The sequence below is a fragment of the Symploca atlantica LB2515 genome (assembly GCF_052546295.1).
The window spans coordinates 2,637,144-2,655,757 of record NZ_JBQWMT010000001.1 but is presented as its reverse complement, the minus strand read 5'-3'; the positions used below and the strand labels follow the sequence as shown (position 1 = coordinate 2,655,757).

The 18,614-nt window shown below is 42.8% G+C and carries 15 protein-coding genes and 2 pseudogenes; 11 read left to right on the top strand and 6 right to left on the bottom strand.

Annotated elements, in window-relative coordinates; translation table 11 throughout:
- Positions 1-105: 105 nt before the first annotated feature.
- Together ACT7WV_RS11065 and ACT7WV_RS11060 are read left to right on the top strand one after the other, a co-directional pair.
- Entirely contained in the window at positions 106-1,455 is a 1,350-nt protein-coding gene (locus ACT7WV_RS11065; RefSeq protein WP_445102951.1) for a cytochrome P450, read from the top strand.
- A gap of 97 nt (positions 1,456-1,552) precedes the next feature.
- Positions 1,553-2,107 (top strand): hypothetical protein, encoded by a 555-nt coding sequence (locus tag ACT7WV_RS11060; protein WP_445102950.1) that lies wholly within the window; start codon positions 1,553-1,555, stop codon positions 2,105-2,107.
- Positions 2,108-2,328: 221 nt separating this feature from the next.
- On the opposite strand, the gene rsmH is transcribed toward ACT7WV_RS11060, so the two are convergent.
- Both rsmH and ACT7WV_RS11050 read right to left on the bottom strand, forming a co-directional pair.
- Positions 2,329-3,201, bottom strand: a complete 873-nt coding sequence (rsmH, locus tag ACT7WV_RS11055; RefSeq protein WP_445102949.1) for a 16S rRNA (cytosine(1402)-N(4))-methyltransferase RsmH — start codon at positions 3,199-3,201, stop codon at positions 2,329-2,331.
- 39 nt (positions 3,202-3,240) lie between these two features.
- On the bottom strand, positions 3,241-4,527 hold the full coding sequence (locus ACT7WV_RS11050; protein WP_445102948.1) for a cation:proton antiporter domain-containing protein: 1,287 nt from the start codon (positions 4,525-4,527) through the stop codon (positions 3,241-3,243).
- A gap of 455 nt (positions 4,528-4,982) precedes the next feature.
- On the opposite strand from ACT7WV_RS11050, the gene ACT7WV_RS11045 reads away from it, so the two are divergent.
- Positions 4,983-5,192 carry a hypothetical protein gene (locus ACT7WV_RS11045; RefSeq protein WP_445102947.1) on the top strand — a complete coding sequence of 70 codons (210 nt, stop codon included), beginning with the start codon at positions 4,983-4,985 and terminating at the stop codon, positions 5,190-5,192.
- A 175-nt stretch (positions 5,193-5,367) separates the two neighbouring features.
- Here ACT7WV_RS11045 and ACT7WV_RS11040 read toward each other — a convergent pair whose 3' ends face one another.
- On the bottom strand, positions 5,368-6,060 hold the full coding sequence (locus tag ACT7WV_RS11040; RefSeq protein WP_445102946.1) for a TIGR02391 family protein: 693 nt from the start codon (positions 6,058-6,060) through the stop codon (positions 5,368-5,370).
- 165 nt (positions 6,061-6,225) lie between these two features.
- On the opposite strand from ACT7WV_RS11040, the gene ACT7WV_RS11035 reads away from it, so the two are divergent.
- The 3 genes and pseudogenes from ACT7WV_RS11035 (at position 6,226) to ACT7WV_RS11025 (ending at position 8,121) form a co-directional block, all read left to right on the top strand.
- Positions 6,226-6,354, top strand: a complete 129-nt coding sequence (locus tag ACT7WV_RS11035) for a hypothetical protein (protein WP_445102945.1) — start codon at positions 6,226-6,228, stop codon at positions 6,352-6,354.
- Between the two features lie 17 nt (positions 6,355-6,371).
- Positions 6,372-6,665 (top strand): annotated as a pseudogene (locus ACT7WV_RS11030) (response regulator transcription factor); the annotation flags it as partial.
- A 271-nt stretch (positions 6,666-6,936) separates the two neighbouring features.
- Positions 6,937-8,121 carry an NAD(P)H-quinone oxidoreductase subunit H gene (locus ACT7WV_RS11025; protein WP_445102943.1) on the top strand — a complete coding sequence of 395 codons (1,185 nt, stop codon included), beginning with the start codon at positions 6,937-6,939 and terminating at the stop codon, positions 8,119-8,121.
- 346 nt (positions 8,122-8,467) lie between these two features.
- On the opposite strand, the pseudogene ACT7WV_RS11020 reads toward ACT7WV_RS11025, so the two are convergent.
- Positions 8,468-8,923 (bottom strand): annotated as a pseudogene (locus ACT7WV_RS11020) (Uma2 family endonuclease); the annotation flags it as partial.
- Between the two features lie 58 nt (positions 8,924-8,981).
- Between ACT7WV_RS11020 and ACT7WV_RS11015 the strand changes: the two are divergent.
- Together ACT7WV_RS11015 and ACT7WV_RS11010 are read left to right on the top strand one after the other, a co-directional pair.
- Positions 8,982-9,814 (top strand): IS5 family transposase gene (locus ACT7WV_RS11015; protein ID WP_445101302.1). Its coding sequence is split into 2 segments (ribosomal slippage): positions 8,982-9,366 and positions 9,366-9,814, totalling 834 coding nucleotides; the frame shifts between segments, so codons are not numbered across the junction.
- A gap of 324 nt (positions 9,815-10,138) precedes the next feature.
- Positions 10,139-11,881 (top strand): ABC transporter ATP-binding protein, encoded by a 1,743-nt coding sequence (locus tag ACT7WV_RS11010; RefSeq protein ID WP_445102942.1) that lies wholly within the window; start codon positions 10,139-10,141, stop codon positions 11,879-11,881.
- Positions 11,882-11,963: 82 nt separating this feature from the next.
- Here ACT7WV_RS11010 and rnc read toward each other — a convergent pair whose 3' ends face one another.
- Both rnc and ACT7WV_RS11000 read right to left on the bottom strand, forming a co-directional pair.
- On the bottom strand, positions 11,964-12,629 hold the full coding sequence (rnc, locus tag ACT7WV_RS11005; protein ID WP_445105624.1) for a ribonuclease III: 666 nt from the start codon (positions 12,627-12,629) through the stop codon (positions 11,964-11,966).
- A complete protein-coding gene (locus ACT7WV_RS11000; protein ID WP_445102941.1) occupies positions 12,622-13,125 on the bottom strand; it encodes an NYN domain-containing protein in 504 nt (167 codons plus the stop codon). The genes rnc and ACT7WV_RS11000 overlap by 8 nt, the downstream gene beginning before the upstream one ends.
- A 658-nt stretch (positions 13,126-13,783) precedes the next feature.
- Here ACT7WV_RS11000 and ACT7WV_RS10995 point away from each other — a divergent pair.
- The 3 genes from ACT7WV_RS10995 to nuoF all read left to right on the top strand — a co-directional run bounded on the left by ACT7WV_RS10995 (position 13,784) and on the right by nuoF (position 18,607).
- Positions 13,784-15,568 carry an ABC transporter ATP-binding protein gene (locus ACT7WV_RS10995; RefSeq protein WP_445102940.1) on the top strand — a complete coding sequence of 595 codons (1,785 nt, stop codon included), beginning with the start codon at positions 13,784-13,786 and terminating at the stop codon, positions 15,566-15,568.
- Between the two features lie 759 nt (positions 15,569-16,327).
- On the top strand, positions 16,328-16,876 hold the full coding sequence (hoxE, locus tag ACT7WV_RS10990) for a bidirectional hydrogenase complex protein HoxE (RefSeq protein WP_445102939.1): 549 nt from the start codon (positions 16,328-16,330) through the stop codon (positions 16,874-16,876).
- An 87-nt stretch (positions 16,877-16,963) separates the two neighbouring features.
- Entirely contained in the window at positions 16,964-18,607 is a 1,644-nt protein-coding gene (gene nuoF / locus ACT7WV_RS10985; protein ID WP_445102938.1) for an NADH-quinone oxidoreductase subunit NuoF, read from the top strand.
- The last annotated feature ends 7 nt before the right edge of the window (positions 18,608-18,614 follow it).

The following is an 18,614-nucleotide window of genomic DNA, read 5'->3' as shown; positions in this document are numbered from 1 at the left end:
AGCAATACCGCAGGAGTGAACCTAAAGCTCCGATAAACAAAGCCAACTCAGACTAGATTCTGAGAATTAGTTCTCTGATTCTAGGTGCAAAAATAGGGAAAAATCATGGACAGTAAAAAAATCCTCCAGGCCCACAAAATACAACTCCAGGTTTCGTGGTTGATAGATAAAGTTGGTTATGATAGCCCCCTTGGTAAAAGTATCCGTTTTATTACTTACCTAATGGACGGCTTATTGGTGCTCAATGCCTGGAGGGATTTTCTTGTAGTGCGCCAGCAACAAATAGGAAACAAATTTCTCGCTGTGGATCAGGCAATTATTCATAGCTCCTACTCTGGTGTAAGAAAACTGATGCAGACTGAACCGCAATGGCGGGGAAATGATTTGGGTATCATCAGAATCTATGCTCCCAGTTACTTGCTCGATAATCCCCTGAGTTTAGGGACTAACGGAGCAGAACATACAGGGGTTCGCGCCGTGTTGGAATACGCTTTGCCAGAACCATTAGAAAGAACGGAAGTTATCGGGCGTCTAGTAGATCAATTACTCTTCAATGCTGCCCAACGAGGAAGATTGCATATTGGCGAAGATCTACCAAGGATGATCATTGCTATTCTGCACCAACTTATCTTCCAGATAACCCTATCTGAACAAGAAATCTCTGCATCGCTTGACTATACAAAAAATTTGTTTTTTGCCTCCTTACCAGAACCTATTCTAAAAACTCTTCTCAAAGGCAAAATTCAACCACAAATTGAACATCGACAACGTTTAATTGCAAAATATAAGCAATCGCCACAATGGCAATCTTATCGGGAAATTGGCACTCAATATCGATTAAACGAACACCAGATTGTTAATAGCATTTTTGATATGATTCATATTGCTGGAACCGCTGGCACAAGTGCACTTTTAGGTTCTGTAATTGGCGTTTTATGCCTAGAAGAAACCGTGAGGAATAATGTCGTCTCAGAGGTTAACTCCCTCTGGAACGGAGAGGTAACTCCCAATGCAGGGGCGATAGAAAACTCGGAACTCATAGGGAAAGTTATTCTGGAAACAGCTCGTCTTTATCCTCCAGTACGATTCGTCAGTCAACTTGCTCCCGAAGCGGGAGAAGTCGAGATTGGTGGTAAGCAATGTCCATTCCAAAAAGGGACACGCCTGCTTGGTTCAGTCTTCACTGCCAATCGTGACCAGAATAAGTATCAAAGACCAGACAGTTTTGACGTTACACGAGATAACTCTGATATTTTATCCTGGAACGGCGAAGGTCATGAGCGAGCCTGTCCGGGCAGATCCTTGTCTATTGGCTTAATTAAGATGTTCTGTTTCTATCTGTTCAAAAAATACCAGTGGAACTCTTTTTCTGAAGTGAAGTGGGACATGGAAAAGGTACGCGCCGTTACACCCAATGACTTAGTGTTATCTGGCTTTTCTCAACGCTCGGTGTAATTGGCTTATTCTGGCAACTAGAGTATCAATAATCAACTGAAACTTTTATCTTCTGAATAATAACTACTCTACAAGACTTTTTGGAGCATGAACTAAGTTGTCAATCGAAAAACAGCAACTCAATAACATTGCGACTTGGATGATCAATGAACAACAAACTAAATTGCCAGAGATACTACAAGGCGTATTCTTTATGGACGGGAATCCCCTTCCTGACGATTGCTTAACCATGTACGATTCACGATGGGATGCTGATAGGCTAATTTTATATCTAGCCGTCTTTGCTCCCCGAAAATGGACATTTCATGACTCAATTCCTGGGTTGATACTACTTCGTTTAGTTCAATTTTCACAGTTGATCTACGAATTTCAGTTCGAGGATGAAACTTTACGACGTGCACAAATCACACCTGTGATATTAGGATGGCGTGTACCCAAACAAATTGCCGATTTCTCCCTGTGTCGAGAGAACAATAGTAACGGAGATAGTTGGCAACGCCGCACCTCCTTGTTGGGTGGACTTATCCCCAATAACTATACACTCCGGCGGATTGTAGACAAAAACGGTCAATACACACCAGCATTCCCAGACATGCTCTCTAAAGTTAACAATAAGTGTTTAGCGATCGCCAATCAAAGGATGATGAGCTAATAAATGTGGTCTCAAGCGACCATACATACAATAGACTATGTGGTCTTGTGAGACCACATAGCACTTTCTAGTAATTCCTGTATTTCAATTATCATTACTCCTCTAAAATTCTCTCAAAGTCTTGCCAACTAATATTTTTTAGTAACAATTGACGTCCAGGTGGAACTATTAATTGATTCAGTTCTAATTGCATAATCTGATTGACTTGAACCTTAAAATATTTACTCATCAACTCGTTCGGCAAATCTCAACTTAGCGGAACGAGAACGAGGATTTTCTGCTTGTTCCTCTTCCTTTGCCATAATTGGCTTTTTCGTCAGAACTCTTAATAGGGAAGAACCTCGCAAAGTATGCTTAACAATTCGATCTTCTAAACTATGAAAACTAATAATGCCAATTTTGCCTCCTGGTTTTAACCAATTAGGTGCTCTAGCCAAAAACTTTTCTAGAGAATCAAGTTCTTGATTAACTACAATACGCAAAGCCTGAAAGACACGAGTTGCAGGATGAATTCTGCCATAGCGGTATTTACGCGGCACACTATAGGAAATTACTTCTGCTAATTCAGTAGTACTTTGAAAAGGGCGTTTTTCAACTATTCGTCTAGCAATCCTACGCGATAATCTTTCCTCTCCATACTGATAGAAAATATCTGCTAGTTGTGCCTCTTGCCAGTGATTAATTATTTCTGCTGCTGTCAGAGACTGATTCTGATCCATGCGCATATCTAAATCAGCAGTATGACGGAAACTAAAGCCTCTCTCTGTAATGTCTAGCTGGGCAGAACTAACCCCTAAATCGGCGATAATGCCATCAAATAAAGTATTACCTGGCTCGTATTCGGCAAAATTACCCCGCCAAAATTGCACGGTATCTCCGTAGGCGGCTAACTTTGCTTGGGCAGCAGCGATCGCATTTGCGTCTCGGTCAATTGCTGTAAGCTGTACGTTGGGTGCTGTTGCCAAAATCAACTGGCTATGTCCACCCCCGCCTACTGTAGCGTCTAGGTAATAACCACCGGGGCAAATAGCTAAACCTTCAACTAACTCCTCACTCAACACGGGGACATGTAAAAACTCCGATGTCTTTTGCATAACTCCTGATCCTCCAAGTTTCAGAACGGCACTTTTGGCTTAGTAGTTCTCAGTTATAGTTTGAGTGTGTTTCTTTTTCTGGATGTATTTGCCGTAGAGTTTAGTTAAAGGAGTAGCACTCAAGCCTTGGGCAAAAATCGAAGCACAAATCATCAAAGAGCAAACTAACCAAACCTCTTCTACACCAGTTCGACGTAGAGAATAACCAGCATAATAGATAGCAGCCACACCAATTGGACCAAACCAACCGACAAACATTGCCTCTGGAAAGTTTTTGATGGGTTTGATCAATCGATGGAGTAATAAAATTGCCGGAAGTCGCCGCAGGATTAGTACAGCTAGAACTAAAACTAAATTCCACCATCCTAGAGACCACCATTGTTGCCAAGGGATGGTTAAGCCAAGTAGAATGAAAATCGGCAAGGTAAAAAAGCGATTTATTGCCTCTTGGAAGTTTTCTTCCTCTGCTCTTTCACTACCCTCAATTACGTGATCAAAAGCTAGTCCGGCGATAAATACAGCAAGGACGCCATCAGTACCTATTAGCTGAGCTCCGCCTAGTACGGTGAGGCTCAAGGCGACAGTATAGCCGAGAAAAGACTGACGTTCAATTGTTTTTTTGCGTTCCGCCAATTTCAAGAGACAACCTGCTAAGTAACCTAAAAGTACACCACAGAAGATAGCCACACCAACTTCCCACAAAATCACCCGAGTAAACCAATGGGATAGTAAGTCTGTTAGGGAAGCTTGAGCATCTCCAGAGGAGAATTGTTCCAGCATCAGGATAGATAACAGCACTAAAGGATAAGCTAAGCCATCATTAGCACCCGATTCAGCCGAGATCAGATGTCGCAAACGTCGGGGGAGATTATCTTCAGCAACAACGCCCGTCACAATGGAAGTTGAGACAATTGGGTCAGTTGGTGTAATTGCTCCCCCAACTAGCATTGCTTCCCAAAAAGGTATTTTTAAAATCCAATAAACAAGCAAACCACTAGCAACCCACATTAAGGGCATAACTAATCCTAGGAGAATAGCAAGAGGTCGCCAATTTCTGAAAAAGTAGCCTTTCGGTGTTCGTAGGGCAACCCCCATCAGTCCGATTGCCAACGTAAAGCGGGCAGTTTGTTCAAGAAGATGCTCCTGTGGTATACCCCAGTTGGTAGAGTTAACTACTCCTAAGGCAACTGGACTAAGTAAGATCCCCAACAGCAGTGCTGTTAGAGGGTCGGAAGTCCACCAATTACGCCGGAAATAGTCCGATACAAGTCCAAGGAAGAGAACTATTGCACCGATAACCGTTATTAGGATATTTAGTTCATTCAAGGGTAGTACTCCTATGCTCGAAAAGTTTAAAAATATCCTGGATGAGGCTCACTTGGTTGTCATAGCTACAAAAATGCAGACAACCTGGATTGATTTGTTCCCATGTAAGCATGGTGTCTCCGCTAGCAGATAATCAGATCTATCCCACGAGTTAGGAGATTGTCTTAACAAGCACATTTCCACAAGTATTATCTAGTTCAGTCAAGAAATCAGCCACGAAAGTGACTTAAGGTTGTTCCTGAACTTATTTCTGACGAGCTTCCCCAACTAATGGTGTAAGTCAGGGAATAACAAACTATTGTAAATCTTGCCAAGTTCTTGACAATTATTGCCTAGAGTTTCATTTGCTTGCTATTTTTCAGAACATAATTAACTCTAGAGAATTTGGTGCTGTGGTTAGTTCAAAGAAGAATCTACTTGCTGTAGGTCTCTCAGTTGCAATACTAGGGAGCATTTTGGGAAAGTTGGCAATTGATAATTACCTCTCTTGGCAAATTGCTGGAACCAGCAGCGATATTGCAGAAGCAGAAGAGACTGGTAAGTCAGAAAATAACGAAGTTGATGCTAAAGCTGCTGAAAGACAACAGAAGTTAAAGATAATGCTTCAAGAAGCTTTACAAATTTCTGAAACGACTATTGATGGTAAAGCCTATGGTATAGAGTGAGAAATCGAAGATAATAAACCTGTTATCGAAGTATAAATTAATGGCAAAGAAGTTTTTGTCGATGCTGAAAACGGCGAAATTTTTGGTATAGACGACGTGATTTATTGAGTAGTACTTGAGACAGAGATAATGCTTGATTGAGTAGTGCGATCGCACTGTAATCTTTGCCTGCTACCTATCGCAAATCCTCTAACTTTCTCAGTAAAAGGTTTACAAAGACAACAAAAGCTCCTCCTTCTTCTGGGGTTGGATCGACAAAACGATGGGCGGAAGGATTACGAAAAGTACCAACAATCCCTGCATACAGATCTCGATATCCCTGCCTCTCAGCATCAATTGAAAATTTGGATGCTAAAGTACCCTTGTCAGTAAAAACCTTATTGACAAGAGCTAGACCAACACAATTAGCATCTAATACACCGCCAACATCTCTCAGGCGATTTTCTAAAACGCGACAAGCGTTATTTACAGCAGAATCCCACATCTTCGAGTCAGCACTTCCAGCACCTAAAATCGGTAAACATCGCTGTTTTAACTCCTCATCTAGATTAGTGATATCAGCTAGTGGTGTTAGATGCTTAACAAAAGATGTGTCTGGGGCGCTAAAGTTGTTATCCACAGCTTCATAAGCTTTGCCAGTGAGGGTACATCTATCGACATTTCCTAAATCTTCGTACTGAAGCAAGCCCTCAGCATGAAGTGCCTGTATAGCTCCCTTTTTCATATCTGGCAGCGTTCCACTGTAACCAGAAATGGACGGACCGTGCAGAAGCCGAGAGATTATAAATTCTTCAGATAGGTGTCCTTGATTGACCTGTTGGACGAACCATCGTAGAAGGTCTTTTTGGGTAGGCGTCAAGTTATACATTGGCTTGGCTTTCAGTATCTCTTCACAAAGACCATTGTAGTGAGCAAACTAATGTTCCTACTGCTCTGCCAACTATTCTACAAAGCTTCCATGTTCCCCCGAAGCTAAACCTTAGATCGTATCTGCTATTACCCCAAGCCATACAAAGCGGCTGGGTATGCTGTTGTGAATCGTGAAAGAAGGATAGCAGGGATACATAACGCCACAAAACTACCTTTACGACAACTCAGCCTGCAAAAAAGCGATCGCACTCTCCCAACTAACAGTTTGACCAAGCAGGGAGCGGGTGAATAGCTCTTTTGCAGCTTGGTTTCGTGCTGATGCTGACGGCTAAAGACACGACAACAGACGAAATTATTGGGCTGGATGCTGGTGCAGATGATTACCTCGTTAAGCCTTTTGAACTAGAAGAACTTACGGCGCGTATTCGTGCCTTGCTGCGTCGTCCTCCCCAGATGCAACAGCCTGTCTTGAGGCGGGGTGAACTGACCCTTGATCCGGCTTGCCATATCGTGACTTATGCCGGAAACTCGCTAGATTTGACTCCTAAAGAGTACTTAATTTTAGAGTGTCTGTTGCAAAATTCGGGTCAGGTTTTCACTCGGTAGATTGTATAGCTCTTCTTGATCAGCCATTCCCCTTCAACGCCAATACAGATACCAGAGCCGATATTCTCGTCTGTTGCCCTCAGTCTCCATATAATTATAAATAGTGCAACAAAAATAAACATAATCTGAGCAATTAGCTTAGTCAATACCAATGCTCTTTAAATCTAATAGAGCAATACAAAATGAACACACCAAGAGACAATAAGCTAATTGCTAGCAGCTAAAAGCTAGCAGCGAACCGTTAAGGGAACCGAATCATCAGTAATATATGGCACAACTCGAGACTAGAACCGAACCCATGGTTCTCAACATGGGTCCCCACCACCCCTCTATGCACGGTGTTCTTCGCTTAATCGTCACCCTAGACGGTGAGGATGTAGTCGATTGCGAACCGGTGATTGGTTACCTACACCGGGGTATGGAGAAAATTGCCGAGAACCGCACGAACATCATGTATGTTCCTTACGTTAGTCGGTGGGACTATGCGGCAGGGATGTTCAATGAAGCAATCACCGTCAATGCGCCAGAAAAATTGGCTGATATTGAGGTGCCCAAACGCGCCAGCTACATCCGAGTGATTATGCTGGAATTGAACCGGATTGCTAATCACCTGCTGTGGTTAGGGCCATTTTTGGCTGACGTTGGTGCTCAGACGCCTTTCTTCTACATCTTCCGTGAACGGGAGATCATTTATGATTTGTGGGAAGCTGCTTCAGGGCAACGATTGATCAATAACAACTACTTCCGCATCGGTGGTGTTGCTGTTGATTTACCTTACGGTTGGGTAGATAAATGCGAAGACTTCTGTAACTACTTCGATCCGAAAGTGGACGAGTATGAGAAGTTAATCACCAACAACCCAATCTTCCGTCGCCGTGTAGAAGGTATTGGTACTGTCAGCCGCGAAGAAGCAATTAACTGGGGATTATCTGGCCCGATGCTGCGCGGTTCCGGTGTTAAGTGGGACTTGCGTAAGGTTGACCACTACGAGTGCTACGACGACTTTAACTGGGAAGTACAGTGGGAAACTGGTGGTGATTGTCTAGCCCGATATTTGGTGCGAATTCGCGAGATGCGCGAATCGGTCAAAATTATCCGCCAAGCCTTGAAAGGATTACCAGGTGGTCCTTACGAGAACTTGGAAGCCAAGCGTATGGCAGAGGGCAAAAAATCCCAGTGGAACGATTTCGATTACCAGTTTATTGCCAAGAAAATTGCCCCCACTTTCAAGATTCCTGCGGGTGAACATTATGTTCGCCTCGAAAGCGGTAAAGGTGAACTAGGTATATTTATCATCGGAGACAATAATGTCTTCCCGTGGCGCTGGAAGATTCGTGCAGCAGATTTCAACAACTTGCAGATTTTACCCGAACTCCTACGGGGTGTAAAAGTTGCTGATATCATGGCGATTCTCGGCAGTATTGACATTATCATGGGTTCGGTAGACCGTTAACTCAGACAACAGTCAACAAAATTGATTGAGGACACAGGCAATGTCTGTGTCCTCACTGCTATTTCTCCAGAATTAAGGGGTATTTTTCAACAAGCCACACCTTGGATAAAAGATTTTGGGAAATTTTCCTTGCAATATAAGGACTTATCAATCTCAAGATATCTTTCGTTTAAGTTTTCGGCAACTAATTTAATTATTTTAATCTGTAGAGTTCGCAGTAAATTGAGTTTACTTGATCAAGCCAATTTCTAGTTTATTAAAGCTTGATTTTTTCAGATCTGTAAAGCCAATAGCTCTACTCTTCTTCATTCAGTTTAATCACCATCTTAAAAAACAACTAATTTCCCTAACAATCTATCAACCCTTCCACAAACATTCCATGTTCCCCCGAAGCTAAACCTTCCTGCAACACTGACAAAACTTTTGCCATATTTCCTGCTAACAAATCAGCTGCGGCTAACCACAATCCCGGAAACACTCGACTCCGCATCACATTATCTTCATCCACTAGCAGAGAAACATACTCACCCTGCTGCAAGTAAAACCAATCAAGTTTCTGCTCGAATACTTGCCAAACAATATACTCTTGAACTCCATTGCGACGATACGCCCGTTTCTTATCATGCAAGTCGAGCGCCACACTACTTGCTGCAATCTCTGCCACTAACTCCGGCGCACCCTAAATATAATCATCATCACTCAGTCTTGTCTGTCTTGTCTGTGCACCAGAATTTTCGTTAATCAGCAGCACGGCATCGGGTTGGGGTTCATTGTCCAAATCTAAACGAACAGTGGGTTCAATAGACCTCTTGCAAAAGTCCAGTAAAAAAGAGATAAATAGGTCAGTATGAGGGAAAATAATGACCTATGAAAAGGTGAAAGACCTAAAACCCCAAGAGTTCAAACGCCTTTGTGGAGTTAGAAAAGAGACGTTTGCTAAGATGGTTGAGTTAGTGGAAACAAATGAAAAACAGAAGATAAAAACCGGAAGACCGTCCAAATTAAGTCCAGAAAATCAAGTATTGATGACGCTCGAATACTTACGAGAGTACAGAACTTACTTTCATATCGGTCAACATTGGGGACTTAACGAATCAACAGTATATCGAATAATTCGTAAAATAGAAAATATTTTAATCAAGTCAAAAGAATTAAGGATTCCGGGAAAGAAACAACTATTGAAATCGGGAAACCCAATAGAGATAGCAGTTATCGATGTAACTGAAACTCCCCTGGAGCGTCCTCAAAAAAACAGAAAAAGTTCTACAGTGGCAAGAAAAAAAAGCACACTTTAAAATCTCAACTTATCGTTGAAAAAAACAGCAAAGAGATTATCTGTATTGCATGCGGCAAGGGTAAAGAACACGACTTTAAGTTGTTTAAACGGAGTAAAACCAATCTAAAGACAGAGATACAGTGTCTCGGAGATCGAGGATATCAGGGAATAGCGAAAATCCACAAACAAAGTCGGATACCCCATAAAAAACCCAAGAAGAGCAAACTATCAAAAGAACAAAAAAAAGAGAATCATAAATTAGCTTCAGAGAGGATAGTGATTGAACATGTTTACCGTCGCCTCAAAATATTTAGAATTTTATCCGAGCGATATCGCAACAGAAGAAAAAGGTTTGGTTTACGCTTTAATTTAATTGCAGGCATCTATAATTACGAACTTCGTTTGAACTCAAATTAGTTAGCTGCCGCTACTTTTGCAAGAGGTCTAATAATCAAATTGGGCAAATCAAGCTCACTCCACTGATGTTTGCAGAGTGAGGAGGCTTGTTCCTGCGTCTAGGCGTAGAAATCAGTTTCGTAAAGGCTTGATGCCGATATTGCTATTTCTGAGTTAGTTCTAGCACCTGGATGGGTGTTTCGCAACTTCAATCTCTCTAGTGTAGACCTGAATTCCACAATAAACCTTTTGCATAAATTGAATCAATTTACTCTCTGAAGTTGGGACACTATTTATCAGCCCATAATAAATAATCTGACCTAAACTAGGGAGCAGTATCCATCCGTGCAATCTTTAACACGCGTTCTGGGAAGCCTCAACTCTTACCGCCTAATTGCTAGTGGCGCATTTATTAGTCTACTGCTGCTGACGGCTGCTAATGCCATAACCCCACAGCTATTCCGCTGGGGTATTGACCAAGGTATTGCCAGCCAAAACTGGATAATTATCCAACAAGTTGCAATTGCTATGGTCTTAATTGCCTTGGGGCGGGGTATATTCAATTTCGGTCAAAGTTTTTGGGCAGAAAAAGTTTCTCAAGGTATTGCTTACGACTTACGTAACCAAATTTTCCGCAAAATTCAAAACCTTAGTTTCAGTTATCACGACCAAGCTCAAACTTCACAGCTATTAACCCGTATCACTAGTGATGTAGAACAAATCCGCACTTTTATTGGTACAACTTTAATTCAGGTGGTCAGTTCAATAGCAGTACTGATTAGTGTTGCAACTATTTTGCTAATTATGAATTGGCAACTGGCACTGATTACCTTAGCCTTAGTGCCAATTGCAGGAATTTTGCTGGCTCAGTTTATCATTAAAAACCAAAGGCTTTTTGGCAAGGTACAGGAGCAACTTGGTGACCTCAATGCTGTTTTGCAGGAGAACCTTATTGGGGTTCGTGTCGTCAAAGCTTTTGCCCGTGAGTCTACAGAAACATCTCGCTATACCAGGCTGAATGATGAACTATTGGCAGTTAATATACAGACAATTAACGCCATCGCCAATACCTTTCCTCTAATTTTTTTGTTGAGTAACTTAGTTACTTTAGCTGTTGTGGGCTACGGTGGCGCACAAGTTATCGGTGGCTCCTTTTCAGTAGGTGAATTAGTGGCATTTAATTCCTACTTATTGTTCATCCTTCAGCCAGTTTTGCTCATTGGTTTTGCGGCTCCGGTAATTGCCCAAGCAGCAGCTTCTGCAGAACGGGTTTATGAAGTAGTTGATACGGAGATTGAAATTCACGACCGCCCTAGTGCTACGCCTTTTAATAAATGTGGTGGTCGCATTACCTTTGAAAATGTACATTTCCGCTATCCGGGAGCGATAACAGAAGCACTTAAAGGTATTTCTTTTGAAACTAAACCACAAGAACTAATTGCTATTCTGGGAAGAACTGGTTCTGGGAAAAGTACGATTATGAATCTAATTCCCCGCTTCTACGATGTCACAGGTGGGGCAATTCGTATTGATGGCCGAGATGTACGGGATTTGACTTTAGAAAGTTTGCGATCGCATATTGGTATTGTCTTTCAAGAGACTACGCTGTTCTCTGGCACAATTCGTGATAATCTCGCTTACGCTTCCCCAGATGCTTCCCTAGAAAAAGTAATTGAGGCGGCAAAAACAGCTCAAATTCACGAGTTTATTACCAGCTTACCCGAAGGCTATGAAACGATTGTCGGTGAGCGTGGAGCGGGTTTATCGGGTGGACAGAAACAAAGAATTGCCATCGCGAGAACTCTCCTCACTGACTACCGAATATTAATTCTAGATGACAGTACCTCAGCCCTCGATGCCAAAACTGCTGCTCAGATTCATCAAGCCTTAGATGAACTGATGCGACGCCATACCTGCACCTCATTTGTGATTGCTCAACGCATTACTACTGTACAGAAAGCTGACCGAATTTTATTAATTGATCAAGGACAATTAGTAGCCCAAGGAACTCACGAAGAATTGATGGAAATTAGTCCTCTTTATGGCTCAATTTTGGAATCGCAAGTTAAGGTATCTAGTGCTGTGTAATTTGAACTTCTGATACCAAGTTGATAGCATTTTCTATTTTATATTTGGAACTTCTCCATAGTTACCTCAAGTGTGGGAGAAGTCAAACTAATCCCAGCTTCAGCAGCGCAGCTTCAGCAGCTCTTTTTTCTGCTCCTTGCTTGCTACTATCTTTGCCAACACCATAAACTTTGTTGTCAACTAATACTTGCGCAGTAAATTCTTTAGCATGATCTGGTCCCGACTCAGCAAGAATTTGATAATTCGGGGGATTACCACGATGTTTTTGTGCCCACTGTTGAAATCGAGTCTTAGGATCTATACGAGATTGATTGAGAACTATATCATCAGCTACTGGCGTGAACAGAAAATCTATAAATTCACGAACATCATCAATTCCTGAGTCGAGAAAGTAAGCACCAAGAATGGCTTCAAAAGCGTCACTGAGTAATGCTGGCGATTTTCTTCCCCCTTCGTTTTGAACTCCTTTACCTAATCGCATTTGACCACCAATATTAAGATTCTTCGCTAAGATTGCCAGTTGCTTTTCGTTAATTAATTGAGATCTTAGCCGTGATAGATCACCTTCTTTCATCTTGGGATAACGTCGGTAGAGCAATGCTGTAACCAGGAATCCCAGCACTGCATCACCTAAGAACTCTAGACGCTCGTTATCCCCTCCTTCTTCTGGACATTCGTTGGCATAAGAGCGGTGAGTTAAAGCCTGATGCAAGAGCTGGCAATTTTTAAAATTAGGTAGTTTAACTATTGTTAACTCCCTCCATAATTAATCTGGGTAAATCATCGATGAAATAACACTCATGGGCAAGTTTTTTGAGTTTTTTACTATCTGAAAGATGTCGAGCAAAAATGATAATTTGCTTGCCCCGACACTTCAAAAGACGAATAACATGAGCATAGTCTCCATCTCCAGCTACGAAAATAAAAACATCAGGTGGTGAGTCACTCTTAACCGCATCAATGCAGTCAAACATGCACCTGTAATCTGCGCTGTTCTTGATATCTAGTAAAGCATCGACTAAACAAAAATTATGTTTTTTCAGTATATTTTTCGCAGAGGCAAATTTTTTCCAGCGCTTAGCGTAAGCCTTTTTATTAACCAAATCCCCCCTAAGCTGTCCAAAAATAATTAAATTTTCGGCTAGGTTTGTATCTGAGATGTTTTCATAATCCCAATGGATAGACACAGAGAACTTTGACTTCATTGTGGGCTGAACTGAGGTTGCTTGCATGACTTTTTTCATGGCTAAAAATTAGTGAACTAATAAGTCACGCAACTAGCGCACATCTGGAGATTAGTTAAAAACCTAAAATCTCCTCAGCAAGATTTGATAGGAAACACTTGCCCAACTACGTCAATCTGGCTTAGCTAAATCCTTAACACGGTCAGCAAGCCAATTCTACCTTCAGTTGTGGCAGCAATAACTATGCTTAGAATATTTCCTCCTACTCCCACCGAGCTAATACTCAGCGCGAGTAGGAACAAATGTGCTAAATATAGTTGCTACTTAGTGTATCTACTCATCCCTTGCTCAATGCAGTTAGATGCGTATACACTTATGCAAACCTAAATTTCCTCAATTGTCAACTAACTCGATACACTACCCGTCAGCGTGAAAATAGTTGACGGCTTTGCTAAAGGGATGACCATACTTTTTACTTGAGCTGAGTTAGGGCAAAAAATGAAGAATCAAAAGCTTGAATCGGATTTATCCGGATTGGGTTAATTTTGCCGCGAAAGTAAAACAGTTGAGTAACTTCAGTATCGCCCCATCTTCCGGATGGGGTTTTTTCCTGATTCTCAAACTATACGTATCAATCTCGTATCCACCTAGGGTGGCAAATCTCTATTTCAGTTTTCAGATAAGCTCTAATTGAACCTTTTTCATTGAGAGCCATTCCATGAGAGGCACTACCGCCGTTGTTGCATCAGAGCAAAAAGCTAATGAGCAACTTCCAACTCTGCAACGCCTATTTCAGTATCTGCAACCCTATCGCCAAGAAGTCCCTATTGCTCTGGGTTGTGTGATTATTGGTGCTGCTACCCAGGCAATCGGCCCTTTCTTAATCGGCTGGTCAATTGACAATCTGATTCGTCCTGGCAACCTTAGAGGATTGCTGGTGATGCTAATTATCCTAGGTTGCGTCTACTTGGGTGGTATTTTGGCCATCCGTGCTCAAATTTATCGCGTCGGCTCTATTGTACAACGGGTACTTGCTCAATTACGTCAAGACATTTTTCTCAAGGTGCAAAGCCTTCCTATTAGTTACTTTGACCGCAGTGAAGCTGGTGATTTAATGAGTCGCCTGCTTAATGATGTGAGTGTAGTTAACCAGGCTTTTGGTAATACAATACCGCAAATTCTGGGCAATACTTTCAGCTTGTTGGGAATTATCTTAGCGATGTTCTTGATCAATCTACAACTGGCTTTAGTGAGTAACTTGGTTGTGCCTCTAATGATTATTGCCACGGGATTATTTTCTCGTTGGGCAAGAGCTAAATTTCGTCTAACTCGTCAGACAGTTGGCCAACTTTCCACTAAGCTGGAAGAGGACATTGGCAGTGTCCGCGAAGCCCAAGCCTTCAATCGGGTGCAACTGAATATTCAACAGTTCGACAGCCTCAATGCTGCCAACCGGGATGCCAACATGCAAGCGGTAGCAATTACCTCTGCTTTTTTACCTTCCATTGATGTGCTAAATACCCTGGCTACAGCAGGAGTGTTGGCCTATGGTGGCTATTTAGCCGTTACGGGAGCGGCTACAGTGGGGACTGTAACAGCCTTCTTACTCTACGTACAGCAGTTTTTTCGACCCATCCAAATCCTGAGCCAATTTTACACCCAGGCACAATCAGCGATCGCTGGATTAGAGCGCATATTTTTGTTACTTGATGAACCTTCCCAACTGAAAGATGCACCAGACGCGATGGAAATGCCCTCAATTAAAGGTGAGGTAAGTTTCGAGAATGTTGCCTTTGGCTACAATCGTGATCAGTTAGTGCTCCAAGGGGTCAATCTCTGTGCTCAACCAGGACAGATGATTGCCTTGGTAGGGTCTACTGGGGCAGGTAAAAGCACGATTATTAACTTAATTCTGCGCTTTTATGATGTGTCCGGCGGTGCAGTCAAGGTAGATGGGATTGATGTACGTAGCGTTACCCAGAGAAGTTTACGCTATCAGATTGGCATCGTCCTACAGGACAATCTTTTATTTGGGGGTACAATTGCTGACAATATTGCCTTTGGCCGCCCTGAAGCGACACATGCCGAAATCGAAGCTGCGGCTCAAGTGGCCAATGTCCATGAGTTTATCACCCAATTGCCAGAAGGCTATTGCACCCAAGTAGGTGAGAGGGGTGTTAGCCTCTCTCAGGGCCAACGACAGCTAATCAGTATTGCCCGTGCTGTTTTAGTCGATCCCCGCATTCTGATTCTGGACGAAGCCACCAGCAGTATTGATACTCACACTGAAGCTTTGGTACAAGCTGCGATCGCTAAATTACTTCAAGGCCGTACTAGCTTCGTAATTGCTCACCGCCTCAGTACTGTCACCCAAGCAAATCAGGTTTTGGTAATTCAGCAGGGTCAAATTGTAGAAAGAGGAACCCACGCCGAGTTAATTGCTCTGGAGGGAGTCTATGCCAAGCTTTACGCCCTACAATTGGGGATGGCTGCTCCTGTATAACTATAATCAATTTCTACAGAGCTATTCTAAAAATATCTTAACTTTGGGGTTTTTAAGCCAAGAAGTTGGGGAAGCGAGAGAGAGAAGAACTCTACTTTTGTTGCCAATAATAAGCATCAAGTTTCTTCCCTTGCCTTTGGGAAAACAAGTAAAGTCGTTGATAAATTAGTTCAAACCCGAAACTAGTACTTTTGTTAAGTTTGTTTTCTTCTTTAGACTAATGCTCAACAATTATTATTGCTAAGAGTTGGATTCTTTGTTTGCCTACTGAGAATAATTAGAGAAAAAGTTATTTTGTAGATTTAAACAAGTTGTTTGTTGTTTATTAAGTAACTTTATCGTCTTGAGATATTAGATGATTACAGAAAGATACAGCTACTGAACTTAATTAATTGATTTACAAAAAAAAGCTGAATTTTTTCAGATTACTAGAGAATATATGGTGAATAATATAAATATAGTGCCACAGGAAAGCTAAATTCTTAAGTTTATTTAAGCAGCCACGAGTTAACCAAAGCTGTCGAGTTCTGCCTATATACATTGGAAAAACCTCTAAATATTTACCTGTATAGGGATTGTAAGGAGAAAACGAGATTACTCAAAACCAGACACTCTCTTAAATAAGTAATTAATATAACAACTTATACTGATTCAGAGAAAGAATTAACTATAGGTGGACAACAGATACACCGAGATAAAATAGGCAGTTCTCACAATTTATCTAGGATTGCTATAACCCTAAACCGCTAACTAAGACTTATGACCTCAACTAACCTTAAGCCTGAATTAGAACAAAAATCCCAGGCTGAAGCCACCAAGAAGACAACGAAGCAAAAACATCCGAGCGGCGATAAGCGTTTCAAAGTCCTCGACATCACTATGAAACGCAATCAGTATCGCCCTGATTCCCTCATTGAAGTACTCCACAAAGCACAGGAAGCTTTTGGCTACTTAGAGGAAGATGTCTTGCTCTACGTTGCACGGGGGCTCAAACTGCCTCTGAGTCGTGTTTATGGTGTGGCCACTTTTTACCACTTGTTCTCCCTGAAACCGAGTGGAGATCACACCTGTGTGGTTTGCCTAGGCACCGCTTGTTATGTCAAAGGGGCGGCAGAGTTACTGGATTCATTAGATCAGCACACCCACCTCAGCCCAGGCAAAACAACCCCAGATGGCAAAATGTCGCTACTGACGGCCCGTTGTATTGGTGCTTGTGGGTTAGCGCCAGCCGTAGTCTTCGACGGTACAGTAGCTGGCAAACAGACGTCGGATTCGGTAATCGAAAAAGTTACAGGATGGTTGGATTAGGGTTGAAGGTTACAGATTATTGAGTCTAAGTTCTGTAATGCCTCTGCTTTGATTGATCACATTTCCCGAGTAAGAGAAGAGAACAAGATGGATTTAGTTGAACTACTCGAAATTGGACAGCAAGAACGCGATCGCCAAAAGGGTATTCGTGTTCGCTGCTGCACAGCGGCTGGGTGTCAATCCTCCCAGTCGGAGGCTGTTAAAGATGCTCTAGAATCGGCCGTCAAAGAAGCTGGTTTACAGGAAGAGGTACAAATCTCTGGCGTCGGTTGCATGAAATTTTGTGGCCGAGGGCCACTGGTTCAAGTTGAGCCAGGAAATATCCTTTACGAAGAGGTTACTCCTACTGATGCTGCTTCAATTATTGCGGCCCTCAATGGTGGTGCAGCTACGGCAGAAAAAGGAGATCCCAATCATCCATTTTTTACCCGCCAGCAGCCCATTGTCCTGGAAAATAGCGGCAAGATAGATCCAGAGAGGATTGAAGAATATATTGCTGTCGGCGGCTATCAGCAGCTATACCACTCCATCCAGGAGATGAAGCCAGAGGACGTGGTAGAGGAAATTACCAAAAGCGGCTTGCGAGGACGTGGTGGTGGCGGTTACCCCACTGGCTTGAAGTGGGCAACAGTGGCCAAGATGCCTGGAGAACAGAAATACGTCATCTGCAACGCCGACGAAGGAGATCCAGGGGCGTTCATGGATCGTAGCGTCTTAGAAAGTGACCCCCATCGGATCATTGAAGGCATGGCTATTGCAGGCTACGCCGTTGGTGCCAATCACGGTTACATCTACGTCCGGGCTGAATATCCCCTAGCGATTAAGAACCTACAAACAGCCATTAAACAAGCGAAAAAACTGGGTATTCTGGGCAGCCAAATTTTTGATTCCCCCTTTGATTTTAAGATTGATATCCGCGTCGGTGCTGGTGCCTTCGTTTGTGGAGAGGAAACTGCCCTGATTGCCTCAGTCGAAGGTAAACGAGGTACTCCCCGTCCTCGTCCTCCCTATCCAGCAGAGTCAGGTTTGTGGGAATGTCCTACCCTGATTAACAACGTCGAAAGTTTTGCTAACGTCCCGGCGATTATTCGTGAGGGCGCTGCTTGGTATGCCAGCATTGGCACCGAAAAGAGCAAAGGCACAAAAGTCTTTGCCCTCACTGGCAAAATTCGCAACACCGGACTCATCGAAGTACCCATGGGTATCAGCTTGCGGGAAATTATCGAAGACATGGGTGGTGGCACTCCTAACGGTGAGGTTAAGGCAGTACAAACTGGCGGGCCATCTGGTGGTTGCATCCCAGCTGAGCTATTCGATACGCCGATGGAATACGACTCTCTGATTAAATTAGGCACCATGATGGGTTCTGGCGGCATGATTGTCATGGACAACGACACCAGCATGGTAGATGTAGCGAAATTCTATATGGAATTTTGCCGGGATGAATCCTGCGGTAAGTGTGTCCCTTGTCGCGCCGGAACAGTGCAAATGTACGAGATGCTCAATAAAATCCTCAAGGGAGAAGCCACCCTTAATGATTTAGAACAACTTGAAGCACTGTGCGCCGTAGTCAAAGCCACCAGTTTGTGTGGTTTAGGCCAGACGGCACCGAACCCGGTACTGAGCACTCTGCGCTATTTCCGGCATGAGTATTTGGAACTACTTAAAAATAACTCAGATAGCTTGAACCTAAATGGCACCAGTAAAGAGGCATCTGCACTCAGCCGTTAAGTCGCTG